The organism is uncultured Pseudomonas sp., from assembly GCF_913774235.1.
Lineage (GTDB): Bacteria > Pseudomonadota > Gammaproteobacteria > Pseudomonadales > Pseudomonadaceae > Chryseomonas.
In genome coordinates, this window is the sequence record NZ_CAJYDW010000012.1 from 462,536 (window position 1) to 487,476 (window position 24,941).

Annotated in this window: 25 protein-coding genes; 11 read left to right on the forward strand and 14 right to left on the reverse strand. The window is 65.0% G+C overall.

The window, feature by feature from the left end; translation table 11 throughout:
* The first annotated feature begins 7 nt into the window (after positions 1-7).
* Positions 8-577 carry a biliverdin-producing heme oxygenase gene (locus tag QZ471_RS11610; protein ID WP_295463815.1) on the forward strand — a complete coding sequence of 190 codons (570 nt, stop codon included), beginning with the start codon at positions 8-10 and terminating at the stop codon, positions 575-577.
* Positions 578-583: 6 nt separating this feature from the next.
* Here the strand turns inward: QZ471_RS11610 and QZ471_RS11615 are convergent, their stop codons facing one another.
* The gene (locus tag QZ471_RS11615; protein WP_295463816.1) at positions 584-1,459 is read right to left on the reverse strand and encodes a hypothetical protein; all 876 of its coding nucleotides are present in this window, start codon (positions 1,457-1,459) and stop codon (positions 584-586) included.
* 314 nt (positions 1,460-1,773) lie between these two features.
* Here QZ471_RS11615 and QZ471_RS11620 point away from each other — a divergent pair, with 314 nt between their 5' ends.
* Positions 1,774-2,793 carry a quinone-dependent dihydroorotate dehydrogenase gene (locus tag QZ471_RS11620; protein ID WP_295463817.1) on the forward strand — a complete coding sequence of 340 codons (1,020 nt, stop codon included), beginning with the start codon at positions 1,774-1,776 and terminating at the stop codon, positions 2,791-2,793.
* 115 nt (positions 2,794-2,908) lie between these two features.
* Here the strand turns inward: QZ471_RS11620 and rmf are convergent, their stop codons facing one another.
* Complete coding sequence (rmf, locus tag QZ471_RS11625; RefSeq protein ID WP_074529880.1) at positions 2,909-3,124, reverse strand: ribosome modulation factor; 216 nt, start codon at positions 3,122-3,124, stop codon at positions 2,909-2,911.
* Between the two features lie 319 nt (positions 3,125-3,443).
* Between rmf and rlmKL the strand changes: the two genes are divergently transcribed.
* Both rlmKL and QZ471_RS11635 read left to right on the forward strand, forming a co-directional pair.
* Positions 3,444-5,615: a bifunctional 23S rRNA (guanine(2069)-N(7))-methyltransferase RlmK/23S rRNA (guanine(2445)-N(2))-methyltransferase RlmL gene (gene rlmKL / locus QZ471_RS11630; RefSeq protein WP_295463818.1), complete on the forward strand. Its 2,172-nt coding sequence runs from the start codon at positions 3,444-3,446 to the stop codon at positions 5,613-5,615.
* A gap of 169 nt (positions 5,616-5,784) precedes the next feature.
* Positions 5,785-6,819, forward strand: a complete 1,035-nt coding sequence (locus tag QZ471_RS11635) for an acyltransferase (protein WP_295463820.1) — start codon at positions 5,785-5,787, stop codon at positions 6,817-6,819.
* Here QZ471_RS11635 and QZ471_RS11640 read toward each other — a convergent pair.
* Both QZ471_RS11640 and QZ471_RS11645 read right to left on the reverse strand, forming a co-directional pair.
* On the reverse strand, positions 6,813-7,871 hold the full coding sequence (locus QZ471_RS11640; protein WP_295463822.1) for an oxidoreductase: 1,059 nt from the start codon (positions 7,869-7,871) through the stop codon (positions 6,813-6,815). The genes QZ471_RS11635 and QZ471_RS11640 overlap by 7 nt on opposite strands.
* 82 nt (positions 7,872-7,953) lie before the next feature.
* Complete coding sequence (locus QZ471_RS11645) at positions 7,954-8,391, reverse strand: HPF/RaiA family ribosome-associated protein (protein WP_295463824.1); 438 nt, start codon at positions 8,389-8,391, stop codon at positions 7,954-7,956.
* Between the two features lie 224 nt (positions 8,392-8,615).
* Between QZ471_RS11645 and QZ471_RS11650 the strand changes: the two genes are divergently transcribed.
* Both QZ471_RS11650 and ybaK read left to right on the forward strand, forming a co-directional pair.
* Complete coding sequence (locus tag QZ471_RS11650) at positions 8,616-9,680, forward strand: diguanylate cyclase (protein WP_295463826.1); 1,065 nt, start codon at positions 8,616-8,618, stop codon at positions 9,678-9,680.
* Positions 9,677-10,147 carry a Cys-tRNA(Pro) deacylase gene (gene ybaK / locus QZ471_RS11655; RefSeq protein ID WP_295463828.1) on the forward strand — a complete coding sequence of 157 codons (471 nt, stop codon included), beginning with the start codon at positions 9,677-9,679 and terminating at the stop codon, positions 10,145-10,147. Before QZ471_RS11650 ends, ybaK begins: the two co-directional genes overlap by 4 nt.
* A gap of 56 nt (positions 10,148-10,203) precedes the next feature.
* Here ybaK and xylB read toward each other — a convergent pair whose 3' ends face one another.
* The 9 genes from xylB to QZ471_RS11700 form a co-directional block, all read right to left on the reverse strand.
* On the reverse strand, positions 10,204-11,700 hold the full coding sequence (xylB, locus tag QZ471_RS11660; RefSeq protein ID WP_295463830.1) for a xylulokinase: 1,497 nt from the start codon (positions 11,698-11,700) through the stop codon (positions 10,204-10,206).
* Positions 11,701-11,771: 71 nt separating this feature from the next.
* Complete coding sequence (locus QZ471_RS11665) at positions 11,772-13,247, reverse strand: mannitol dehydrogenase family protein (RefSeq protein ID WP_295463832.1); 1,476 nt, start codon at positions 13,245-13,247, stop codon at positions 11,772-11,774.
* 68 nt (positions 13,248-13,315) lie between these two features.
* Positions 13,316-14,413 (reverse strand): sn-glycerol-3-phosphate ABC transporter ATP-binding protein UgpC, encoded by a 1,098-nt coding sequence (gene ugpC / locus QZ471_RS11670; RefSeq protein WP_295463834.1) that lies wholly within the window; start codon positions 14,411-14,413, stop codon positions 13,316-13,318.
* A 19-nt stretch (positions 14,414-14,432) separates the two neighbouring features.
* Positions 14,433-15,266 carry a carbohydrate ABC transporter permease gene (locus QZ471_RS11675; protein WP_295463836.1) on the reverse strand — a complete coding sequence of 278 codons (834 nt, stop codon included), beginning with the start codon at positions 15,264-15,266 and terminating at the stop codon, positions 14,433-14,435.
* A gap of 10 nt (positions 15,267-15,276) precedes the next feature.
* Entirely contained in the window at positions 15,277-16,209 is a 933-nt protein-coding gene (locus QZ471_RS11680; RefSeq protein ID WP_295463838.1) for a sugar ABC transporter permease, read from the reverse strand.
* Positions 16,210-16,330: 121 nt separating this feature from the next.
* On the reverse strand, positions 16,331-17,656 hold the full coding sequence (locus tag QZ471_RS11685; protein ID WP_295463840.1) for a sugar ABC transporter substrate-binding protein: 1,326 nt from the start codon (positions 17,654-17,656) through the stop codon (positions 16,331-16,333).
* Between the two features lie 214 nt (positions 17,657-17,870).
* On the reverse strand, positions 17,871-18,188 hold the full coding sequence (locus tag QZ471_RS11690; protein WP_295463842.1) for a hypothetical protein: 318 nt from the start codon (positions 18,186-18,188) through the stop codon (positions 17,871-17,873).
* 153 nt (positions 18,189-18,341) lie between these two features.
* On the reverse strand, positions 18,342-18,587 hold the full coding sequence (locus tag QZ471_RS11695; protein WP_295463844.1) for a hypothetical protein: 246 nt from the start codon (positions 18,585-18,587) through the stop codon (positions 18,342-18,344).
* Between the two features lie 162 nt (positions 18,588-18,749).
* Positions 18,750-19,190: a hypothetical protein gene (locus QZ471_RS11700; protein ID WP_295463846.1), complete on the reverse strand. Its 441-nt coding sequence runs from the start codon at positions 19,188-19,190 to the stop codon at positions 18,750-18,752.
* Between the two features lie 267 nt (positions 19,191-19,457).
* On the opposite strand from QZ471_RS11700, the gene QZ471_RS11705 reads away from it, so the two are divergent.
* A complete protein-coding gene (locus QZ471_RS11705; RefSeq protein WP_295463848.1) occupies positions 19,458-20,267 on the forward strand; it encodes an inositol monophosphatase family protein in 810 nt (269 codons plus the stop codon).
* A gap of 86 nt (positions 20,268-20,353) precedes the next feature.
* Entirely contained in the window at positions 20,354-20,737 is a 384-nt protein-coding gene (locus QZ471_RS11710; RefSeq protein WP_295463850.1) for a DUF1090 domain-containing protein, read from the forward strand.
* Positions 20,738-20,743: 6 nt separating this feature from the next.
* Here QZ471_RS11710 and QZ471_RS11715 read toward each other — a convergent pair whose 3' ends face one another.
* Complete coding sequence (locus QZ471_RS11715; RefSeq protein WP_295463852.1) at positions 20,744-21,310, reverse strand: fructose-2,6-bisphosphatase; 567 nt, start codon at positions 21,308-21,310, stop codon at positions 20,744-20,746.
* Between the two features lie 272 nt (positions 21,311-21,582).
* On the opposite strand from QZ471_RS11715, the gene QZ471_RS11720 reads away from it, so the two are divergent.
* The 3 genes from QZ471_RS11720 to QZ471_RS11730 are packed head-to-tail and all read left to right on the forward strand — an operon-like array spanning position 21,583 to position 24,660.
* Positions 21,583-22,029, forward strand: a complete 447-nt coding sequence (locus QZ471_RS11720) for a FecR domain-containing protein (RefSeq protein ID WP_295463854.1) — start codon at positions 21,583-21,585, stop codon at positions 22,027-22,029.
* The gene (locus tag QZ471_RS11725; protein ID WP_295463856.1) at positions 22,026-22,655 is read left to right on the forward strand and encodes an OmpA family protein; all 630 of its coding nucleotides are present in this window, start codon (positions 22,026-22,028) and stop codon (positions 22,653-22,655) included. Before QZ471_RS11720 ends, QZ471_RS11725 begins: the two co-directional genes overlap by 4 nt.
* Positions 22,656-22,665: 10 nt before the next feature.
* Complete coding sequence (locus QZ471_RS11730) at positions 22,666-24,660, forward strand: CHASE2 domain-containing protein (RefSeq protein ID WP_295463859.1); 1,995 nt, start codon at positions 22,666-22,668, stop codon at positions 24,658-24,660.
* Positions 24,661-24,941 lie beyond the last annotated feature (281 nt).

Here is a 24,941-nt window from a genome sequence, read left to right on the forward strand (position 1 = left end):
TATTTGCGTGTCCATCCGTGAAATGTTGCGTGCCGAAGGCGGTGCCCTGCATGGGCAGGTCGATGCGGCTTTCGGTCGCTATGCGCTGCACAGTCGCTCCGACTACATCGCCTTTCTGCAAGCCCATGCCCAGGCACTGTTCGGTCTGGAAGCCCTGTTGGAGCGATCCGGTATCGAGCGGTTGTTACCCGATTGGGCGGAGCGACGGCGTACCCAGGCCCTTGGCATCGATCTGCAGCGCCTGCAGGTCGCGTCTCCGCCAGCCGAGGTCTTCGAACGGACGCTCGATGAAGGCGAATGCTGGGGTGTGGCCTATGTGCTGGAAGGCTCGCGGCTGGGATCGCGACTGCTGGATCGTCATGCGGCAGAGAGCCCGGACGAAGGCGTGCGCGAGGCGCGCGCCTATCTCGGTCATGTACCTCCCAAGGGCGCCTGGCCAGCCTTTCTCGAGCGTCTGGACCAAGCCGGTGATGATCCGGCGCTGCACCCGGCGATGCTGGCCGGCCAGCGTCTGGCCTTCGCGGTCTTCCTGAAGGCAGGGCTGCGCTATGCGCCAAGCACGGCGTCGCCGTCCTGAGGCCGCTCAGAAGCCTCTCAGGTAGCTGATGACCTCGGCGGCACCCAGCCGCTCCAGGCTTTCCGCGAGTATCCGGGTGCCGGCCACGGCATTGGGTAACAGCAGCCATTCCAGATCCTGTCCCGGCGCCGCCATGGACAGGCGGGCGTAGTCGAGCTTCAGGCCGAGCAGGACCTGGATGAAGTCCGGGTGATTCCACACGGCATTGGGCAGCGCATAGAGGGTGAAGGCCTCGTGTAGGCGCTCGATGGCCGCCGCCTCGAGCCGCAACTGCTGTACCTGCACCGGGACTTCCACGGCGATGCCGCGAATCCGCGCGTAGGCCACGATGCTGGCGAAGGCGAGGGTGGTGGCTGCGTCGTTGTCGAGGAAGAAGCGTTGGCCGCGCCAGTTGGCCTGGCGCAGCTTCAATGGATGCTCGGAGGACAGTGTGGGCAGGGTGCGATAGAGCGCCGCCTGGAAATCGCGGTAACCGATGATGCGGACCTGCTCGCGGGCCGCCGGCAGGGCTGCCAGTTCCTCGAGGTGCACCGCGTCGTCCGGGAACTGCTCCTGGGGGCGGTGGCAAAGGCCATCCAGGGCGCGCAGGTCGAACGAGGGCGACTGCAGCGTCTCGGCGACCACCAGTTGGCTCAGCAGCGCATGGGCCGCGCTCTTGATTTCCTGGGTAGGGCCGGACAGGGCCGCACGGGGCAGGCCGAGGAGCAGCTGGAGTGGATGTCCGTCATCCCACCAAAGGCTCTCCCGTGGTGGGGGCAGGGGGGTGAAGGCATCGGCCAGACGCTCGAGGCAGCGCTGGATGCGCCGGCTCGCCAGCGACGGATGCAGATGCAACGCCAGCGAAGACCAGGGGCCGCCCAGGAGGTTGGCGTTGTTGCTCATGGGGTCTCCGGCGAAAGGGAACTGCATGACCGATACAGGAGCGGTGGCGCTGGTACTGGCTGCCCGTGAGAGGCGGCGATTCGCGATCCGGTTGGCTTCACCAGTTCTGGCCCTGCCATGCCTGGCCTTGGCCTACCGGATCGCTACGACTGCACAAGACCGCAGACTAGCGTGGCAAAGACCGCATTATCGTCAAATGATTCCCGAAAGGTACGATCTTTTGCATGAGCGACCATGCTGCTTGGTGGCGAGCGACGTATGGCAGGTGGCAAGCCTGTATAATGCGCGGTTTCCGAATCGCCTGTGAGTCCGCCATGTACGACGCGCTCCGTCCTTTGCTGTTCAAATTGTCCCCGGAAGGCTCCCACGAGCTCGCGCTGGATCTGATCGGCGCCGCCGGGCGCCTAGGTCTGACCGGGCTGGGTCGACAACCGGGTCGCCTGCCGGTGCAGGTCATGGGGCTGGAGTTTCCCAATCCGGTGGGCCTGGCCGCCGGCCTCGACAAGAACGGCACTGCCATCGACGGCTTTGCCGGCCTGGGCTTCGGCTTCGTCGAGATCGGCACCGTGACGCCACGTCCGCAACCGGGCAATCCCAAGCCACGGCTGTTCCGCCTGGAACAGGCCGACGCCATCATCAATCGCATGGGTTTCAACAATGCGGGCGTGGATGCCCTGATCGAGCGGGTCCGGGCGGCGCGCTTCAAGGGTGTGCTGGGGATCAACATCGGCAAGAATGCCGATACCCCGGTGGAGCGGGCGGTGGACGATTATCTGATCGGCCTGGACAAGGTCTATGCCCACGCCAGTTACATCACGGTGAACGTCAGTTCCCCCAACACGCCCGGTCTGCGCAGCCTGCAGTTCGGCGATGCGCTCAAGAGTCTGCTGGAATCACTGCGCCAACGGCAGGAAGACCTGGCGGCGCGTCATGGGCGGCGGGTGCCCATCGCCATCAAGATCGCGCCCGACATGACCGACGAAGAGATCGTGCTCACCGCCCAGGCGATTCGCGATGCGGGGATGGACGCCATCATCGCCACCAACACCACCCTGGGTCGCGAGGGGGTGGAGAATCTGCCCTATGCAGCCGAGGCGGGCGGGCTGTCGGGAGCTCCGGTGCGGGAGAAGAGTACCCACGTGGTCCGGGTGCTGGCGGGTGAGTTGGGCGGTCGCCTGCCGATCATCGCCGCGGGCGGCATTCTTTCGGGCGAGGATGCCGCCGAGAAGATCGCGGCGGGTGCCAGTCTCGTGCAGATCTACAGTGGCTTCATCTACCGTGGCCCGGCGCTGATTCGCGAGGCGGTGGACGCCATCGCGGCGGCTCGGTCCTGAGGGGAGGGGGCTCTTCACGAGCCCCCGTGGGACCTAGTCCCAGATCCTGGAGAGGGATCTAACTGGAAAACCAGACTGTCATGGAAGCCCTGGGGCTTGCCCTAGTGAAATCGAATTAGCCTGCGGCCTGAAGTTGATTCATGCGTTGAAGACCGGCGGTGCCCACGTAGCCGTCCCATTGGTCGCTACGGCCCTCGCGCCAGCCACTGAGCCAGGCCTGCCGAACGGCGTCCTGAGTGAAGGGACAGAGATCCCGGGATTTGCCCACAATGCCGTGCTGATAACCACGTTGGAAAGCTCGTTCCATTGGATCACGCTTGAGTCTTCTCATAGGGTAGTGCCCTCATCGGTTGACTTGCAGATTGTCCATGGCCCGTTGCAGGCCTGGATGCCAGAGCCGGCTTCCTGACATCCGCCCCGTGCCTGAGCAGCGCGGGTGATCAATTACTAACCAATGAAACGTGACCTGGGAACGACCATTTAGCTATAAGCCGTAATCAGATCGAAATGAAAAGGCGATATGTCGTCGCCAGAATGCCGCCACTGCGGCTTGTTGAGACGCAGTCAAACTTTCTTCGAGGGGGTATTTTCCGCCCGGTAATCCGACCAAAGGCAGAAAAGTTCCCGCCCTCCTACCTATGGATTCAAAGATGTCCGCGATGCACTCACTCATCCTCACCTGCCCCAAGGGCCTCGAGACCCTGCTGTTGGAAGAGGCCCAGGGCCTCGGCCTGCAGGAGGCACGCAGCCAGACCGCGGCGGTGCGTGGCGAGGCCAGTCTCGCGGATGCCTACCGCCTGTGCCTCTGGTCACGCCTGGCCAACCGAGTGCTGCTGGTACTGGCCCGCTTCCCGGTGGAAGACCCCCAGGCACTCTACCTGGGCGTGCATGGCGTGGAATGGGAAGAGCACCTGGCGCCTACGGGTACCCTGGCGGTGGGCTTCAGTGGCCAGGGCGCGGGTATCGACAACACCCATTTCGGCGCCCTCAAGGTCAAGGACGCCATCGTCGACCGCCTGCGCGAGCGCACCGGGCAACGGCCCACCGTGGACAAGATCGCCCCTGACCTGCGGGTCCACCTGCACCTGGAGCGCGGTCAGGCCATTCTCTCGCTGGATCTTTCCGGTCAGAGCCTGCACCAGCGTGGCTATCGCCTGCAGCAGGGCGCGGCGCCGCTCAAGGAAAACCTGGCGGCCGCGGTACTGATCCGTGCCGGCTGGCCGGCCCTGGCCGCGGCCGGTGGCGCCCTGGCCGACCCCATGTGCGGGGTGGGCACCTTTCTGGTCGAGGCCGGCCTGATGGCGGCGGACATCGCCCCCAACCTGCGCCGCGAGCGCTGGGGCTTTTCCGGCTGGCTGGGCCATGTGCCTGCCCTCTGGCAGCAACTGCACCAGGAGGCTGAAGCGCGAGCCGCTGCGGGCCTGGCCAGGACGCCGTTGTGGATCCGCGGTTACGAGGCCGATCCGCGGCTGATCCAACCGGCGCGCAACAACATCGAGCGGGCCGGGCTTTCCGAGTGGATCAAGGTCTACCAGGGTGAAGTGGCTAGCTTCGAGCCGCGCCCGGACAAGGGCCAGACCGGCCTGGTGATCTGTAACCCGCCCTATGGCGAGCGGCTGGGCGACGAAGCCAGCCTGCTGTACCTCTACCAGAATCTCGGCGAGCGGCTGCGCCAGGCCTGCCTGGGCTGGCGCGCGGGGGTATTCACCGGCGCGCCCGAATTGGGCAAGCGCATGGGCATCCGCAGCCACAAGCAATACGCCTTCTGGAACGGCGCCCTGCCTTGCAAGCTGCTGATGTTCGAGGTCGAGTCCCGTCAGTTCGTGACCGGCAGCCGCAACGGCGAGCGCCCGGCGGCGACCGCTGCCGCCGAACCCGCGAAGCTCAGCGAAGGTGGACAGATGTTCGCCAATCGTCTGCAGAAGAATCTCAAGCAGCTGGGCAAATGGGCGCGCAACCAGGGCGTGCAGTGCTACCGCCTCTATGACGCCGACATGCCCGAGTACGCCGTGGCCGTGGACCTCTATGGCGATCGCGTCCATGTGCAGGAATACGCACCGCCGCGCTCCATCGATCCGGAAAAGGCCCAGGCGCGCCTGCTCGATGCCCTGGCGGCCATTCCCCAGGCGCTCGGTGTCGATCCCTCGCGGGTGGTGGTCAAGCGCCGCGAGCGGCAGAGCGGCACCAAGCAGTACGAGCGCCAGGCCGCCCAGGGTGAATTCCTGCAGGTGGAGGAAGCCGATGCCAAGCTGCTGGTCAACCTCACCGACTACCTGGACACCGGTCTATTCCTGGATCACCGCCCGCTGCGCCTGCGGCTGCGTCAGGAGGCCCAGGGCAAGAGATTCCTCAACCTGTTCTGCTACACCGGCGCCGCCACGGTGCAGGCCGCCGTGGGCGGGGCGCGCACCACCACCAGCGTGGATCTCTCGCGGACCTATCTGGATTGGGCACGGCGCAACCTCGCACTCAACGGTTTCTCCGAGCGGCATCGCCTGGAGCAGGGCGACGTGCTGCACTGGCTGGAGAATGATCGCGGTGAATACGATCTGATCTTCGTCGATCCGCCGACCTTCTCCAACTCCAAGCGCCTGGAAGGGGTGTTCGACGTCCAGCGTGACCACGTCGGGCTGATCGATTCGGCCATGGCTCACCTGAGCCGTAACGGGGTGCTGTACTTCTCCAACAACTTCCGCAAGTTCGAACTCGACGAAGGCTTGACCCAGCGCTATCGCGTCGAGGAGATCACCGCCAGCACCCTGGACCCGGATTTCGCCCGCAATCCGAAAATCCATAGAGCCTGGCGCCTCACCCTGCAGTGACGCTCAACGGCTGAACTGGCGCTGAACGGGGTCGGCATCCACCGGCCCAGGGTGTGACCCCGTGCAACCCAGCCTGCCACGGCTGCCGCATGAGCTGCCCGTGCCGTCCAGAATGACGGCGCGGCGCTTGGCCGTGTTCGAGCGGACGACAGGAGGGGCGCGTTTTTCCATGCTGGTTTCCTTGCAGGCACTCAGGGCCCTGGCCGCCTGGCTGGTGGTTTTCCATCACTTCATGCAGGTGTTCTTCGATTTCCACGCCGACAGCCTCGGCGGTCATCTGCTCTCCACCCGTGGGCAGGTCGGGGTCGACATCTTCTTCGTCCTCAGCGGCTTCGTGATCCAGCTGTCCACCGCAGGCCGTCCGATCCGGCGCAGCACCTTTCTCTGGCAACGCATCGCCCGTATCGCCCCGGCCTACTGGCTGTATACCGCGGTGACCGCGCTGATCCTCTACCTCGCCAGCGATGTGATGCCGGTCTATGGCCTGGCGGCGCGCGAGTTGCTGCTCTCCCTGTTCTTCATCCCCAGCGAGAATCCCGCGGGTTTCGGCCACTATCCGATCCTGCCGGTAGGCTGGACGCTGAACTTCGAGATGTTGTTCTACCTGCTCTTCGCGCTGTCCTTCGGGGTGGCCGAGCGCTGGCGGATCGGGGTGGTCAGCCTGCTGGTGATCCTGGTCAGCCTGGTACTGACGCGCGAGTCCTTCGTCAGCAACTTCTACCGCAATCCGATCATCTTCGAATTCCTCCTGGGCGTAGGCCTGGCGGCGCTCTACCGGCGCGGCGCGCTGCAGGGTTCCAAGCCCATGGCATCGTTGGCCGCGTTGCTGGCGCTGGCTTGCCTGGTCGCCTTCCCGGCCGATCATCCCTGGCGCTTGCTGACCTGGGGCGTGCCCAGCGCCGTGCTGGTCGGCGCCTGCGTCATCCTCGAACCCTGGTTCGCTGGATCGCGGCTGTGCAAGGCCCTGGGGGACTGGTCCTACTCGGTCTACCTGGTGCACGTCATCGTGCTCTGGCTGGGCGACTACTGGCTGCATCAGCAATGGGGCCTCACCCCTTACCAGACCCTGGCGGTGTGCCTGCCGGTGATCCTGCTGCTGGCCTGGGCCAGCTACGAATGGATCGAGCGGCGGCTCTCGCGGATACTGCGCCAGCTCGGCGAACGCCTGCTGGTCAAGCGTCCGCACTGGGCGAGCAGTCAGTAGGCCGAGCGCTCGGCGTCGTCGAGTTCGGGCGCCAGGGCGCGACCTTCCCTCGACGAACGCTGCGCCGTTTCCAGCAAGGCCATGAGGGCGCAGGCCTGGGCTGGCGGAACGGGATTGGCCGCGCGGCCGGCGAGGGCCTCGACCAGCGCCAGGTAGTAACGCCGATGATCGCCCGCCGGAGTCGGCAGTGCCTGGCGTTCGCCGTCGGCCGCGATGAGCCAACCCGGATCGGGATCCTGACCCCAGTCGGGACCGCCCGGGCGAACACCCGCTTTGAGGGCGTCTTCCTGGCGATCGGCGCCCAGCTTCAGCCAGCTGGCAGCGGTGCCCTGGGCGAGGAAACGCGGGACGCCGCCAGCCGCCAGCATGCCGGCTCTCAGGGTGACCTGGAGTGCCCCATAGTCCAGCTGTACCTGGAACCAGTCGTCGGTGCGGGCGCCCGGGCGCTGGCGCACCAGGCTGGCCTGCAGATGCTGCGGCAAGCCGAACAGGCAGAGCGCCTGATCCAGCAGGTGCGGCCCCAAGTCGAACCAGAGGCCGCTGCCGGGCAGGTCGGCTTCGCGCCAGCGATCCCGTACCTGGGGGCGGAACCGCTCGATGCGTGATTCCAGGCTGGTGACGTCGCCCAGGGCGCCGCTGGCGAGCACTGTCTGCAGCCCGAGGAAATCGCTGTCCCAACGCCGATTCTGGAACACCGACAACAGCCGGCCCGCTGCTTCGGCTTCCTGGGCCAGTTGGCGGGCTTCGGTAAGGGTCACGGTGAAGGGCTTGTCGACCACCACGTGCTTGCCAGCGGCCAGGGCGGCGCTGGCGAGCGGAGCGTGGGTCTGGTTGGGTGAGGCGATGACCACCAGGTCGATGGCTGGATCGCGCACGGCTGCCGCATAGTCCGCGCTTACCCGTACCCCGGGCAGATCGGCCTGGACGCGGGCGGCGTCGCGCGAGGCGACCAGCCTCAGGCTCAGGCCGGGAATCGAATTCAGCAGCGGGCCATGGAAGGTCTGGCCGACGAAGCCATAACCGATCAGGGCGACGCGGAAGGGGGCGGACATGCGTTGATCCTTTTGCCGACGGGAAAAAGACCGAGGCCGCTCGGTGAGCGGCCTCGGTAGGAAGAGCGAGCTTAGCGCAGCATCACTTCAGCTGCTGTTCCTGGGCTAGTTGCTCCCGCTCGAGGAATTCGTCCTGGAGCAGGGAATCCTTGAATTCGTCGGAGTCCTCCAGAGCGATGGGATCATTGAGCTCGCCGCCGGACAGGCGCTTTTTCTCCAACTTGCCGGAAAGGTTGCTAATGGCCCGCAGCAACTTGTCGGCCGCGCCGTCCACTGCCTGGTCCAGCGACTCGGCCTTGTGCGTCACCGACAGCGGCTGGTGGCCCTTGATGCGGGCTTCCATCTGGCAGCGCTTGTCCTGGGCACCGGCCTTGGCGGCATTCTCGTCGCTGAGGTGCACCTCGACCCGAGTGAGGAGTTCGTCGAAGCGGTCGAGGCGGTCTTCCACCACCGACGCTACCCAATTCTGCATGCCGGCACTGCTTTCGATGTGGTGATTGCTGTTGACTTGAACTTGCATGAGGCTTCCTCTATGTGACGGGCCTGCTAATTGGATGAGGCCGGTAGAGCCGAGGTTCAAGGCTGTTCGTCTGGAGGACGTGTCACGACGTGTTTCCATCTGGCACTGTCCATTCACGTCGTTCTTAGCGAAAAACGGCGCTTGCGCCTTGGGGTGCTGGCAATTTGCCGCGGTCCCCCGATAATGCGCGGCTCGCCTATCGCTTGTTGCAGTGGGGTTTTCTGATGCCGGATGTGCTCGCCCGTGGCCGCAGCTTCGCTCGAAGACTCTGGCTGCCCCGGGCTATCGGCCTGATCCTGAGTGTGATCTGCATCCTGTCGGTCCAGATCACCCAGCACGTCTCCGCCTGGCTGTGGCTGCTGTTGCTGGCCAACGGCCTGCTGTGGTCCCCCCTGGCCTACCTCTGGGCAATCCGCTCGAAGGATCCCTACCGCACGGAGTTGCGCAACCTGCTGCTGGATTGCGGATCGGCCGGATTCTGGGCCGCCAGCATGGGCTTCAATCTGCTGCCCAGCGTGACCCTGCTCGCCATGACCGGCATGAACATGCTGGGCGCGGGCGGCATGCGCTTCTGGCGCCGCGGCTTGTTGGCGCAACTCGCGGGTATCCTCGTCGGGCTGGTGGTGCTGCGGCATCCCGTGGCCACCGAAACTACCACTACGCAGATCTATGCCTGCCTGCCGATGATCGTCGGCTATCCCTGGGCCCTGGGTTGGGTGAGCTACCGATTGGCGCGGGAACTGTCTCGCCGCAAGCAGGAACTGGAGCTGCTCAGCAAGCAGGATGGCATGACCGGGCTGCACAATCGCACGCATTGGGATCAGTTGCTGCAACGGGAATTCGCTCGCTGCAAGCGTAGTGGCGCCACGGCCAGCCTGGTGATGATCGATCTGGACAACTTCAAGACGATCAACGACCGCTTCGGCCACCAGGCAGGAGACGAGATGCTCCGCCAGTTTTCCAGTCTGCTGGCGCGGACCATCCGTACCAGCGACCTTGCCGGTCGTTTCGGCGGCGACGAATTCGGTATCCTGTTGCCCGATACCTCCCCCGAACAGGCCCTCGAACTGGTCCGACGGCTGCAGGAACGGCTGCGTGATCTGCAGGCGGGCGGACCGGGTGATCGGCAGAATGAGCGCGTGGGGCTGAGCTGCGGCATCGCCGGCTTCGAACGGGTCTACGATGACGTCGCCCACTGGCTGCAGGCCGCCGATTTCGCGCTCTACCGAGCCAAGGCCCAGGGCCGCGGGCGGGCGGAGGTGGCCGATCCCCAAGGAGTGCTGGCATGACCCCCGCGATAGAATTGCTCAAGAAGAGCAAGGTGCCCCACGAAGTCCTGAGTTACCACCATGATCCCAAGGCGGCTTCCTACGGCCTGGAAGCTGTCGAAAAGCTTGGCCTGGCGCCGGCGACGGTGTTCAAGACCCTGCTGGCCGCAAGCGAAAAGCAGGAATTGCTGGTGGCCATCGTGCCCGTTGCCGGCACCCTGGATCTCAAGGCCCTGGCCCAGGCGGCTGGGGTCAAGAAGCTGGAGATGGCCAAGCCCGACCAGGCCCAGCGCAGCACCGGCTACCTGGTAGGGGGCATCAGCCCGCTGGGGCAGAAGAAACGGCTGCGGACCTTCATCGATGAGTCCGCGGCGGAATTGCCGACCATCCATGTCAGCGCCGGTCGCCGCGGACTGGAAGTGGCTCTGGCACCAACGGACCTGGCGCGCCTGCTGGACGCCCCCTTCGTGCCGATCGGCAAGGCTTGAGCTGTTGCATCAGGTAGGGTGGAAAACCGCGTAGCGTTTTCCACCGCATCCCACCGCTAGGCTACCCCATAGCTCTCCCGCAACTGCTGCCGATAGCGCTGGTAGGCCGCCTCGTACTGGGCGACCCGCGCGGCATCCGGTTCGGCGCGGCTGGCTGGGTCCAGGTGCACGCAGCGCTCGGTGAGGCTGTCCAGCGACTCCGGGCGGCCCTGCTCGCGACTCCAGCACCAGGCGGCCTGCAGGGCGCCCCCTAGGGCCGCGGCTTCGCCATGGACCGGGCAGACCACCGGGGTGTTCATCAGATCGGCGATCAGTTGCCGCCACACCGGGCTCTTGGCGCCGCCACCGATCAGTCTCAGGGTATCGCCGGGCATGCCCAGGTCGCGTAGCAGATCGAAACCGTATCTCAGGGCGAAGCTCACCCCCTCGACCACCGCCCGGCACAGATTGGCGCGGGTCAGGTTGGTAGCGGTCAGGCCGTGCAGGCTGGCGGTGGCGGTCGGCAACGCCGGTACTCGTTCGCCATTGAGGAAGGGCAGCATCAGCACCCCCTCGGCACCGACCGGCGACTCGGCCACCAGACGGGTGAACTCGGCCAGGTCCAGGCCGAGCAACTCGCGGATCTGGCCGCTGGCGTTGGTCAGGTTCATGGTGCAGATCAGCGGCAGCCAGCCGCCATTGGACGAGCAGAAGCCCGCGACGGCAGGATGGTCACTGATGCGGGGTTCGTCGGAGTAGCCATAGAGGGTGCCCGAGGTGCCCAGGCTCAGGGTGATCTGGCCGGCGCGGCTGTTACCGGTGCCCAGGGCCCCCATCATGTTGTCGCCGCCGCCGCTGGAGACCAGTGCCTGGGGATTGATACCCAGTTGGCTGGCGACTTCCGGACGCAGACGCCCGACCGGCTGGTCGGCGTCGATCAGGGCCGGCAGGGCGCGCTCCAGGCGACCGCTGGGATCGATATGGCGCAGCAGCTCCAGGTCGTACTGGCGCGTCCGCACGTTGAAATAGCCGGTACCCGAGGCGTCGCCGTATTCGGCCACGGCCCGCCCGGTCAGCCAGAAATTGAGGTAATCGTGGGGCAACAGCACCTGGGCGATCTGAGCGAATACCTCCGGGTGTTGCTCCTTGGTCCAGAGTAGCTTGGAGACGGTATAGCCCGGGGCGATGGCCAGGCCCAGGCGCTCGATGGAGCCCTCTACGCCGCCCAGGTGTTCCAGGAGCCGCTGGTTTTCCGGGGTGGATTCGGTATCGCACCAGAGCTTGGCCGGACGCAGCACCTTACCGCTGTCGTCGAGCAGCACCAGGCCATGCTGCTGGCCGGAGACGCCGACGCCGAGGATGTCCTGGCCATCGCTGCCGGCCTGGGTCAGGGCAGCGCGGGTGGCCGCCACCAGCGCCCGGATCCAGTCCGCCGGATTCTGCTCGCGGCAGCCATTGGCGCCCTCGGTCAGGGGGTGAGGCGCACTGCCTTCACCCAGGACCACACCCTGCTCGACATCCAGGATCACCGCCTTGGTGCCCTGGGTGCCGCAGTCTATCCCGAGAAACTTCATGCCTGGCCGCTCCTTGTTGTTGTTTGGGCTCGTATGAATCATCGACGCTGACCAGGCAGCTTTTGCCAAGGCTAGTCGCCGAGCAGGGTCTGCAAGGTCGTGCTGACCCCATGGGTACGCAAGTTGTACAGCTGCCGCTCGAAGGCGGCAACGAAGGCCGCGGATTTCGGGATGTGCTTACCGAAGATTTCCTCGGCACCCAGCAGGCGTTCGGTGAGGTTCTTCTGATCCTGCACCAGCTCCTCGCAGTAGTTGGCCCGCGGATCGGGGATGCGATAGGTCGCCCCGGTCTCGTCGACACCGCGCAGATAGACCGCCCAGGCGGCCACCACCAGGGCGGCGCGATCCAGGTCCTTGCCATCTTCGATCAGCCGATTGATGGTCGGCACGGTGAACTTGGGAAACTTGGAGGAGCCGTCGGAGCAGACCCGCTCCAGCTGGTCGGCGATGGCGCGGTTGGAGAAGCGCTCGATCAGGGTGTCCTTGTAGTCGCTGAGGTCGATCCCGGGTACCGGTGCCAGCTGGGGCGTGACGTCTTCGTCCATGTAGGTGCGGATATAGCGCACGAACAGCGGATCGGCCATGGTCTCGTGGACGAAGCGGTAGCCCTTGAGGAAGCCCAGGTAGGTGAGGGCCAGGTGGCTGCCGTTGAGCAGCTTGATCTTCATCTCCTCGTAGGGGGTGACGTCGTCGGTGAACTGGACACCGACATCCTGCCAGGCCGGACGGCCAGCGACGAACTTGTCTTCCAGTACCCACTGCAGGAAGGGCTCGCAAACCACCGGCCAGGCATCCTCGACGCCGTGTTCGGCCAGCAGCGCCTCGCGATGGGCCGCGCTGGTCATGGGGGTGATGCGGTCGACCATGGCATTGGGGAAGCTGACGTGTTCGGCGATCCAGCCGTGCAGCTCTTCGTCCACCAGGGCGGCATAGGCCAGCAGGGCCTTGCGGGTGACCTGACCATTGTGCGGGAGGTTGTCGCAGGACATCACGGTAAAGGGCCCGGTGCCCTCGGCGCGGCGCTTGGCCAGGGCCGCCAGCAGGAAGCCGAAGACGCTGCGCGGATCGCCCGGATGCTGCAGGTCGTGCTGGATCTGCGGTAGCTTGAAGTTGAATTCGCCGGTGCTGTCGTCCATGCAGTAGCCGCCCTCGGTGATGGTGAGGGAGACGATGCGGGTGCTGGGGTGAGCCAGCTTGTCGATCAGGGTCTGGGTGCCGTCCTCGGCCAGCAGCATGCCGCTGATGGCGCCCACCACCCGCACCTCGGTGTCCGGCTCGTCGGCCAGCACCACCTGGGTGTAGAGATAGTCCTGGCCGGCCAGGGCATCGCGCATGGCGCGGTCTTCGGCGCGCAGGCCGACGCCGCAGATGCTCCAGTCCAGGTCACGGCCCTGGTTGAGCAGGGCTTCGGTATAGATGGCCTGGTGCGCGCGGTGGAAGCCGCCAACGCCAATGTGGACGATGCCCTGGCGCAACTCGCAGGCGGCGTAGGCGGGCTTGGCGATGTAGTCGGGAAGCTGGTCGAGATTTTGGCGATTGAGTTTCATGACGACGATCCTGGAAGGCGGCGTCCCTGCCACTGGGGGCGGGCAGGGGCGGGAAAGGGAGATGACGGTCAGGCGGCCTGGCGCAGCAGCGGTGCCACGGCGCGGCCCTGCTCATCGAACAGGTGGCAGAACTCCACATCCAGCGCCAGGCGCTGGCGCTCGCCATAGGCCACGGCGCAGTCGCCCGGCACCCGTACGGTCAGGGGTTCCTCGGCCTCGGTGACCATATGGCAATAGGTGTCGCTGCCCAGCCGCTCGGCCACGTCGGTGATCACCGGCAACTGGCCATCGGCGGCCAGGCGCAGGTGTTCCGGGCGGATGCCCAGGGTCACCGGACTGCCGACCGCCAGGCCATCGCCCCGCCGCGGCAGACGCAGGCGCGGGCCGGCCTCCAGCGCCACCTCGACGCCCTGGGCGTCGGTGGCGGCCACCTTGCCCTTGAGGAAGGCCATCTTCGGCGTGCCGAGGAAGCCGGCGACGAAGAGGTTGGCCGGATGGTGATAGAGCTCCAGGGGCGAACCGACCTGCTCGATGCGGCCACCGTTGAGCACCACCACCTTGGTCGCCAGGGTCATGGCTTCCACCTGGTCGTGGGTCACGTAGATCATGGTGGCCTGCAGCTCCTGGTGCAGCCGCGCCAGTTCCAGGCGCATCTGCACGCGCAGGGCGGCATCCAGGTTGGAGAGGGGTTCGTCGAACAGGAAGATCTTCGGCTGGCGAACGATGGCCCGGCCGATGGCCACCCGCTGGCGCTGGCCACCGGAGAGCTGGCGCGGCTTGCGTTCCAGCAAGGGCGTCAGCTCGAGGATGCGCGCGGCATCGCTGACCTTGCGCTCCACTTCCTGCTTGTCGACCTTGGCCAGGTCCAGGGCGAAGGAAAGGTTCTTGCGCACGCTCATGTGCGGATAGAGGGCATAGGTCTGGAACACCATGGCCAGGTCGCGCTTGGCCGGCGAGACCTCGGTGATGTCGCGTCCGTCCAGTTCCAGGGTGCCGCTGGTGACTTCCTCCAGGCCGGCGATGAGGCGCAACAGCGTCGACTTGCCGCAACCGGACGGGCCGACGAAGACCACGAATTCGCGGTCGTGGATGTCCAGGTCGACACCCTTGATGATCTCGATGGCGTCGAAGCCCTTGCGCAGGCTGCGGATTTTCAGATTGGCCATGATGGGAATCCTCTTGTTCTTATTTCACCGCGCCGAAGGACAGGCCGCGGACGAGTTGTTTCTGACTGATCCAGCCAAAGATCAGGATGGGCGCGCAGGCCAGGGTCGAGACGGCGGAGAGCTTGGCCCAGAACAGGCCCTGGGGGCTGGAGTAGGAGGCGATCAGCGCGGTAAGGGGCGCCGCGTTGGAGGAGGTCAGGTTCAGCGACCAGAAGGCCTCGTTCCAGCACAGGATCAGTGACAGCAGCATGGTGGAGGCAATGCCGCCCTTGGCGATCGGCAGCAGCACCCGAACGATTTCCTGGTAGGTGGTGGCGCCATCCAGGCGCGCCGCCTCGAGGATGTCCTTGGGGATGTCCTTGAAGTAGGTGTAGACCATCCAGACCACGATGGGCAGGTTGATCAGGGTATAGACGGCGATCAGCAGCAGCCGGCTGTCCAGCACCTCGAACTGCTTGGCCAGCAGGTAGATGGGCACCAGTACGCCCACCGCCGGCAGCATCTTGGTGGAGAGCATCCACAGCAGCAGACGCTGGGTGTGGCGGGTCTCGTGGAAGGCCATGGAGTAGGCGGCCGGCAGGGCCAGCAGCAGGCTGATGAAGGTGGCGCCGAAGGAAATCACCACCGAGTTCAGGGCGAAGTGGAAGTAGTCGCTGCGCGCCTGGATGGTCAGGTAGTTCTCCAGCGTCGGCATGAAGAAGAATTGCGGCGGGGTGGCGAAGGCGTCGATCTCGGTCTTGAAGCTGGTCAGCACCATCCAGAAGATCGGGAAGAACAGCAGCAGCGCCACCAGCCAGGCGAGCAGGCCCAGCAGCAGGCTCTGCAGGCGCCGGGATTGCTTGAGCGTCAGCATGATGGGGTCCTCACTGTTGGGTCAGGTTCTTGCCGAGCATCCGTACCAGGATGATGGCGGCGATGTTGGCGATGAGTACGGCGATCAGGCCGCCGGCGGAGGCCAGGCCGACGTCGAATTGCAGCAGGGCCTGGTTGTAGATCAGGTAGGCCAGGTTGGTGGAGGCGAAGCCCGGACCGCCGCTGGTGGTGGTGTAGATCTCGGCGAACACCGACAGCAGGAAGATGGTCTCGATCATCACCACCACGGCGATGGGGCGCGCCAGGTGCGGCAGGGTCAGGTGCCAGAAGATCGCCAGCGGACCGGCGCCGTCCAGGCGGGCGGCTTCCTTCTGTTCCTGGTCCAGCGACTGCATGGCGGTCATCAGGATGAGGATGGCGAAGGGTAGCCACTGCCAGGAGACGATCAGGATGATCGACAGCAGCGGATGGCTGGCCAGCCAGTCCACCGGGGTGGCGCCGAACAGCTTCCATACCGCGGCGAGGATGCCGGAGACCGGGTGGAAGATCAGGTTCTTCCAGATCAGGGCGCTGACCGTGGGCATGATGAAGAAGGGTGAGATCAACAGGACGCGCACGAGGCCGCGGCCGAAGAACTCACTGGCCTCCAGCAGCGCCGAGATCAGCACACCGAAGACCACGCTGATCGCCAGCACGCTGCCCACCAGCAGCAGGGTGTTGGTCATGCCGGGCCAGAAGCCGGCATCGGTGACGAAGTATTCGAAGTTTTCCAGGCCGACGAAGGCGTGCTCGCCGGGATACAGCAGGTTGTAGCGGATCAGCGAGAACCAGATGGTCATGCCCAGGGGCACCAGCATCCACACCAGCAGCAGGGCGACCGAGGGGCTGATCAGGAACCAGCCCGGGCTGGCGCGGCGGCGTTGACGGCGCACAGGGGCGGTGGGGGTATCGACGACGGGCGTCTTGAGCGTAGAAGTCTGCATGGCAATGCTCCGCAAGGCAGGGGCCGAGGCGGGTCCCTGGCGTCTCGCGAGGCCAGGGGCGGTTCAGGCGGGAAAGGCCACGAAGCCGGGTACCGCGCGTGGCGGTACCCGGCGCCGAGGACTACTTGGGATAGCCGGCGCGCTTCATTTCCCGAGCGGTGGACTGCTGCGCGGCCTGCAGAGCTTGTTCGACCCCCATCTGCCCGGTAAGGGCGGCGGCGAACAGCTTGCCGACCGAGGTGCCGATGGCCTGGAACTCGGGGATGGTCACGTACTGGATCCCCACGTAAGGCACCGGCTTGGCCGAGGGATGCGCCGGATCGGCGTGCTGCAGCATCTCCAGCGACACCTTGGCGAAGGGCGCCGCATCCATGTAGGCCTGGCTGTAGGTGGACTTGCGGGTGCCCGGCGGCACGTTGGCGATGCCGTCCTTGTCCGCCACCAGCTTGGCGTAGTCCTTGGAGGTGGCCCAGGTAACGAAGGTCTTGGCCGCGTCCTTGTGCTTGGACGTCGCCGGGATGCCCAGCGACCAGGCGTACAACCAGGACGAGCCCTTGTCGGTGACCTCCCGCGGCGAGGCGGCGAAACCGACGCTGTCGGCGACCTTGCTCTGGCTCTTGTCCATGGTGAAGGAACCGGCCACGCTGGCATCGACCCAGATGGCGCACTTGCCGCTGTTGAACAGCGCCAGGTTTTCATTGAAGCCGTTGCTGGAGGCGCCGGGCGGGCCGTACTTCTTCATGTTGGTGACGTAGTAGTTGGCCGCCGCGGTCCACTCCGGACCGGTGAATTCCGGTTGCCACTTCTCATCGAACCAGCGCGCGCCGAAGGCATTGGCCATGGTGGTGACCAGTGCCATGTTCTCGCCCCAGCCGGCCTTGCCCCTCAGGCAGAGACCGTATTGGTCCTTGTCCGGCTGGTGTAGCTTGCCGGCGAATTCGGCGATCTGCGTCCAGGTGGGCTGGGCGGGCATGGTCAGGCCGGCCTGTTTGAACAGATCCTTGCGGTAATAGGTGATGGAGCTTTCCGCGTAGAAGGGCAGCGCATAGAGGGTGCCCTTGACCGACAGGCCTTCACGCACCGAGGGGAAGAGATCTTCCAGGTCGTAGTTGGCGGGCAGATCCTTCATCGGCTCCAGCCAGTTCTGGGCGCCCCAGAGACCGGTTTCGTACATGCCGATGGTGAGGACGTCGAACTGGCCGCCCTGGGTGGCGATATCGGTGGTCAGACGCTGGCGCAGCACGTTTTCTTCGAGCACCACCCAGTTGAGCTTGATGTCGGGATGCTGTTCTTCGAAGGTCTTGGACAGCCGCTGCATGCGGATCATGTCGCTGTTGTTGACCGTGGCGATGGTGACCGTCTCGGCCGCCTGCAGCGATAGCGAGAAGGTGATACCGGCAGAGAGGGTGACCGCGGACAACAAAAGCGCTTTTGGTGTTGTTTTCATCGTGCACTCCGCGTCCTGTGCAAAAGCAGCGGACGTCTTTCTTGTTGTTGTAACCCACCGCGCAGCCCGTGGTGACGGCCTTTGCAGCGGAAGCCATGGATGGATTACAGCCCGATGGCGCGTGGGAAACAAATGCTCGAAGACACCAAAAACTGTACTTTTTTGCACCTCAAGCAGGAGGGTTTGCTATAGAGGGCTATCAGTCGCGACCCCGTCAGAGGCTTTGCGCCTTCACCTTGGTGATGCCGTCTTCGCGATACAGCTGCAAGGTGCCGGGCGTGGATTCGATTACCCGCTCATTCTCGATCAGGAAGGAATAGACGGGCGTGGCACTGCCGGGCGCACGCAGGTTGCGGTACTCATAGACCATCAACGAATCCAGTTGCGATACATGCTGAGGCGTCCCAAAACTTTGCCTGAGCTGCGCCTGGGAGCGACCGCTGAATTGAGAGGGGTCAGCTGGCGGGGACGGGGGCGCCGAGCTGCAACCCGACAGAACGACGAGCGACAGTACGAAGGATAGGCGTTTCATGGCAGCTCCAAGGGCACGTCAAAAAGGCAGTTCGAATAGACTGCCTATAGATCCAGACGGACCTGCAAAAAAACGTTTCATTCCAACGACAGGAAGAAAAATAGGCGAAGCGCCGTGTCATTCGTCGGCAACTACCTGCCCGGGCGATGGCGCTCAGAAAACCCAGCGCTGTTCCTGGGCTAAAGGCAGGCGCTCGTTGAGCCAGCGCGCCTCATCGGTAACCGACTTGTCGCCAGCGGCACGCGAGTCGGCGCCGGGAACGATGGCATGGGGGAGGGCGGTGTTGGCCTTGAGGCCGAGATCGGCGAGCCTGGGCTGGGGCACTGACGGAAGAGTGGCCGCCTGAGCATCGAAGGTGATGAAAAGGGCGAAGGCGCTGGCCAGTGTGCGAATTCCCATTCCTTGGGTCTCCTGGTGGATCTGAACCGCGACTCTACCATTCCATGTAGGTTTTGGTTCCCCAATAGTTATACCTTAATGCACAAATGTGACCTGCTTTCCACTCCGGATCGCTAGGTTGTCACACCGCTGGCGATCCGGAGCGAACAGGGCGCTAGTGCTTCAACAGACCGGTGCGGCCTCGCTGTGCTGAGCGGCCAGGTAGGCGAACAGGGCGGTGCTGTCCGAAACCAGGCTCAGCAACGTCCGACTGCCCTGGGGTTCCTGACGTAACAACACTTTTTCACCGCGGTTGTTCAGATAGAGGGTGTATTCCGGCGTGCTGGACTGTGCCTTGAAACCTTCGCCCATGAGGGCACTGCCCAGCGCCATGCGCTGCGGCATGTCGCCTGTGCCTTGCCATTGGAAGGCGCGGATACCGAGGTTTTCCAGGGTTTCGGCAACGGGGCAATCGATGACCAGCGGAGGGTGATCGAACAGCGGGAACTCTTGGGCCAGCAATTCGAGATGCCGCTCCAGGTTTTCGAAATGTTTTCTGGGAATCAGTCGGCGCAGCTGCTGCAGCTGACCATTGCCTTGGAAAAGCGACGTTTGGGCGGTCATGGCGTCCTCCGGGTACATCGAGCGCTCAAGGATTCTGACCGGCTGCCAGCGGATTTGGTGCGATCCACTGACGCATTTCGCCGTATCGACTGTAGGTAACCGACAGACTGCATTAGGGAGATGACATGGGAATGACCACGGCCTTAAGTCAGACTTCACTGTCGCGGCCAGCGGGACCGCTGCGTTGCTTGGCCTCTCGGCCCGCGAGGGATTCTTTTCCCTGCGTCGAGCTGGCACCCTGGTCTCTTTATCGCCACAGGAACGCCCATGACCACTCTCGATCCCGCCATCGCCGCCCGCTACCTTGCCGTCCAGGAAATCGCCCGGGAGGCGGCTCAGCGCGGCCTCGATTTCTATCGGCAGCGCGGCGCCCTCCAGGTGGATCACAAGGGCGATGATTTGCAAGACGTGGTCAGCATCGCCGACAAGACCCTGGAAGACCTGATCCGCCAGCGCCTGAGCGAACGCTTTCCCGAGGATGGGCTGCTGGGCGAAGAGGGCGGCGCCACCGACCTGAGCGCACCCTATCTGTGGGTCATAGATCCCATCGATGGCACCGCGCCCTTTCTCAATGGCCTGCACAACTGGTGCGTCTCCATCGGTCTGATGCGTGACGGCGAGCCGTTGCTCGGTGCCATCGCCGACCCCAATCACGGCGAACTCTTCCATGGCCTGCGCGGCCACGGCGCCTTCGTCAACGACCAGCCGCTGCGTGTCCATGCCGCCACCGACATCCGCCAGGGCCTCACCGGTCTGGGCACTACCCACCGCCGCGGCAAGGAACACTTCCTGCCCTTCGTCACCGGCCTGCTGGCCGAGGGCGGCCAATTCTTCCGCAACGGCTCGGGTGCCTTGATGACCGCCTACGTGGCGGCCGGACGCCTGATCGGCTACTACGAAACCCTCATCCATGGCTGGGATTGCCTGGCCGGTCTGGTCCTCATCCAGGAGGCTGGGGGCCGCCGCAATGCCTTCCTGCGCAACGACGGCCTGGTCAACGGCAATCCGCTGCTGGTAGCGGCGCCCGGCGTCTACGACCAGCTCGCCGCCCTGGTCGGTCCCTCGCTGGACGGCTGAGGGCGCCGGGACCTCCCACCGCTGTGGGCAGGACGATCGCCGCAGCGGCTGGTCCAAATCCGCAACATTCGCAGGGGGAGACGACGATGAACGCCAGGCTGATGGGTACGCTGTTGGCTACCGTCTTGGTGTTGCCCGGCTGGGCCCAGGCGGCCGAGGCGAAGGGTTGCGCCGCGAAGCGGCTCGACCTGGAGCGCCAGATCGCCGCGGCCGAGGCGCAAGGCAACCGCGGGCGGGTGGCGGGGTTGCGCCGGGCGCTGAGCCAGGTGCAGGCGACCTGCACCGATGACGGCCTGCGTCAGCAGCGCCTCGACGACATCCAGGACAAACTCCGCCAGGTCGGCGAGCGCGAGCGGGAGTTGCAGGAAGCCCGCGCCGAGGGCGACGCCGACAAGATCCAGAAGCGCGTCGACAAACTGAGCGAGGCTCGCCGGGAATTGGCGGAGGCGCGTGCCGAACTGCAGCGCTGAGCGGCTTCAGCGCTGGTCCTGGCGATAGATGCTCGGCTGCCAGTAGTCCTTCAGCAGCAGATGCAGAGGGCCACGCCAGCCGCGCTTGCGCAACTGCCAGGCGATCAGCACGTTCATGATCCCGTGGCCCATCAAGAGCACCGAGCCGTGCCGCTCGGCCAGTTCGATTAGTCGCTCGGCCGCCTCGCTCGCCCGTACGGATGATTTGCCGATGGACTCGGTATGGGCGGCGAAGCCTAGGAACCACGCCGAACGAAACAGCAGGCGCCAGGCCTTGACCGGCAGCCGGGGGGCGTCCACTTCCAGATAGGGCAGGTGCGCTTCCGCATAGACTTCATCGGTCGGACTGTTCGGGTGGCCCACCAGATACTCCAGCGAACGTACGCAACGACTGATCGGACTGCTCAGGACCTGACCCGCCTGCTGCGCCAGTTGGCGTGTCTCGCTAGGCACCTGGTCACCGGGTACCGGGGCCTGCTGATAGCGGGCTACCCACTCCTTCATCTCCCGGGGCGTGCAGCGAGCCTTGCTGGAGAGATCGGGTTTGCCGTGGCGGACCAGGATGATGTGCATGACGCCTGCCTTGAGAAAGATGGCTTCTAGACCGCAGCCACGGCTTTTCGTCTCGAACGGGTACGAAGGCTGACGATGATGTCAATGTGCCACTCATACCCTTTGACCTGCCGCTTGGCTTTTTTAACTACAAAAGGTGACATGCATCACGAAAATGGCGACATAGAGGCTGTTTACGGATCGCTGTCCCGGCCAGACTCTTGGCTCTCCGCCGGTCACGGGCCTAAGCCCGTGAGCCGCGCCGAGCCCCTCTGTCTTGGGACAAGGACGCCATGAGAAGACCTTCGCTCGCCTCGTTGTTGCTGCTGTTGTGGATGTTGGCAAATCCTTTGTTCGCTGCCGAAGACGGCCATGTGGCGCTGATCAAGAGTCTTTCCGGCAGCGTCAAGATAGAGCGTCAGACGACGACCCTCGATGCCCACGCCGGAGACACCCTGCAGGTCTCGGACCGGCTGCAGGCCGGGCCCGAGGCTACCGCGGCCATCGTCTTCGTCGACGGTACCTTGCTCACCCTGGGCAGCGGCGCTGATATCCAACTGCGTGATTACGTCTTCGAGCCGCGCAGCAGCCGCTATGGCTTTTCGCTCTATCTGCACAAGGGATCGGCGATCTACTCCTCCGGCAAGATCGGCAAGGTCGCCCCGGATTCGGTGAAGATCGAGACACCCACCGCCACCATAGGCGTGCGCGGCACCCGTTTCCTGGTCCAGGCGCAATGAAGGCTTCCTTCCTTTCCGGGCTTTCCTCCCGCGCTCGCCTGGCCAGCGTCCTGTTGCTGGCCCTGCTGACGGTGGGCTGCGCCAATCAACCACAAACGCGCGTGACGCTGATGCCTGACGAAGACGGCCACGTCGGGGCGGTCACTGTCCGCAATGCCGGTGGGCAGCAGTCGATCGATCAAGGCTTCGCCGAAGTGACCGTTGGCCGCGTGGGTGAGGCGCCTACGCCTCCGCAGGCAGTGGGACAGCCGGCCTTCGAACAGCAGCATCGCGCGGTACTCGCGGCTCAGCCTTCCCCACCCAAGACGTTCATCCTCAATTTCCTCTCCGACAGCATGGAGCTCACCGCGCAATCCAAGGCGCTGCTGCCCGAAGTGCTGGAGACGGCGCGCCAGCGGATGCCTACCGAAATCTCGGTGTTCGGTCATGCCGATGCGTCCGGGACCGCCGCCTACAACCTCGATCTCTCTGCCCAGCGTGCGCGCAAGGTCGCCGGTTTGCTCCAGCGTCTCGATCCCAAGCTGCCCATCAACGTCGAATTCTTCGGCGACAAGGTTCCGCTGGTACCCTCTCGCCCTGGCAAGTCCGAGCCGCGCAATCGACGGGTCGAGATCCTGATCCTCTAGAGGCCGATGCATGAATTCCGTCGCCTCCGTGCTGCGTCGCCGGGCTCCCTGGATGTTCGCCCTCAGTCTCGGGCTGTCCCTGGTCTTCGGCATCGGCGCCCTGCTTGACGTCGCTCCGCTGCAGTATCTCAATCGACTCTCCTACGACCAGCTCAGCCGGCTCTTCACGCCGGATCGGGACGCTACCCGGGTCCAGGTGGTGAGCATCGATGAAGCCAGCCTCGCGGCCCTTGGCCAATGGCCCTGGCCGCGCTATCGGGTGGCCGAACTGTTGAGCCGGATCGCCGAAGCCCAGCCGGCGGCGATTGCCGTCGACATCCTCTTCAGCGAGCCCGACCGGACTTCGCTCAAGGCCTTGCAGCAGACCTTCCAGGACGATTTCGGCGTGCAGCTGAGCTTTTCCGGCGTGCCCGTGGACCTGCAGGACAACGACGGCTACCTCGGCCACGTCATGGACCAGGTAGGCGCGGTCGGCGCGCGCTTTTTTGCCCTCGATAAAAGCCTCCCCCCCACCAGCGGTCTGCGTACCGGTGTCGGCTTCGAGGGGGCGCTCGATACTCTCCGCCTGCCCACGGCCAGTGGCGTGCTGGACAGCGTCCCCGCCATCGCCAGCCAGACGCGATTCAGCGGCTTCATCAACAGCCAGCGCGACAGCGACGGCGTCGTGCGCCGGGTACCCCTGCTCATGAGCCATCAGGGCATCGTCCATCCGAGCCTGGCGCTGGCGGCTACCATGCGGGCGCTCGGCTTGACCCATGGCGTGATCGAGTCCGGCCCCATCGGACCGACCCTGCTGCTTGGTAGTCTGCGCCTGCCCATCGACGACCAGGGCCAGGCCTTACTGCGATTGAATGCCGATGCCGAACGCTATCCGCGCTCTTCCGCGCTGGATGTGCTCAGGGGCGCCCTGCCGGACGGCGCGCTCCGTGGGAAAATCGTGCTGGTCGGCGTCTCGGCGGCGGGCTTCAACGATTTCCATGCCACGGCACTCGGGCAGATCTTTTCCGGCGCTCGCTTGCAGGCGGCCCTGGCCCAGGATCTGCTGGATGCCACCCTGGTGCGGGTCCCGCAATTCGCCGGTCCCTTGCAGCTGGCGCTCTGCCTGCTCTGCGGTCTGCTGCTGTCGGCCGGCTTCTTCGTCAATCGCAGCCAGGGCCGCTTCGCGCTGCTGGCCGTTACCCTCATCGTCGCGCCCCTGCTGATCGGCGCCTGGCTGTTCGGGGCGCACGGCATCTTCATGCCCCTGGCCGGCCCGCTGCTGCTGGTGGTGGTGCTCTCCGGCCTCGCCATGGTGACGCGGATCGTGGTCGCCCAGCGTCACGAACAGCGCTGGCGCAAACGCCTGGAGCGCTCGCGCCAGGTCACCATCGAGTCCATGGCTGCAGTGGCCGAGACCCGTGATCCCGAAACCGGCGCCCACATCAAGCGCACCCAATACTATGTGCGCGCCATCGCCGAGGAGCTGCACCGCACGGGCCAGGATCCTGACCTGCTGACGCCGGAATACATCCAGCTGCTGTTCCTCTCCGCGCCCTTGCACGACATTGGCAAGGTCGGAGTGCCGGACGCCATCCTGCTGAAACCGGGCCGACTCACTCCGGAAGAAATGGCGGTGATGCAGAAGCACGCCGAATTCGGTCGCCAGATCATCCTCAATACCGCCAGCCACCTGGAGGACGACAACTTCCTTGCCCTGGCCGCCGACATCGCCGGTACCCACCATGAAAAGTGGGATGGCACGGGGTATCCGAACGGGCTGGCCGGGACCGACATCCCCCTGGCCGGGCGCATCATGGCGGTGGCCGACATCTACGACGCCCTGATCAGCCGGCGCTGCTACAAGGAGCCCTTCAGCCACGAGCACTCCCTGGAGCTCATGCGAGAGTTGAGCGGCAGTACCTTCGAGCCGCGGATACTGGATGCCTTCCTCGCCATCGAGCCGCAGATCCTGGCCATCGCCAAGCGTTTCCGCGACGAAAGCAGCGGCACCCGCCGCCTGCTCTGAGCGAATCCCAGGCTTCGCCGGCTCTACCTAGCTGTTCTTGCGTGCCTCTAAGCCTTTCCGCAAGGGGAGGCGGCTGCGCCTGGTTCCCAGGGGACTCCTACACTGGCCGGTTGAGCCTGCAGAGCCGCGACCGCCAAAGGCTACTTTCATCCAGCGCTGTGCCGCTGCTTCTCGCAACATCTTCTTGAAAATACGGCGAAAATTTTGACCGATGGCCGCTGGCCGGAAAGTCGCGTTCTTGAGCGGTCCGCGGCGAACAAATGAATATATGGTGTCACTTA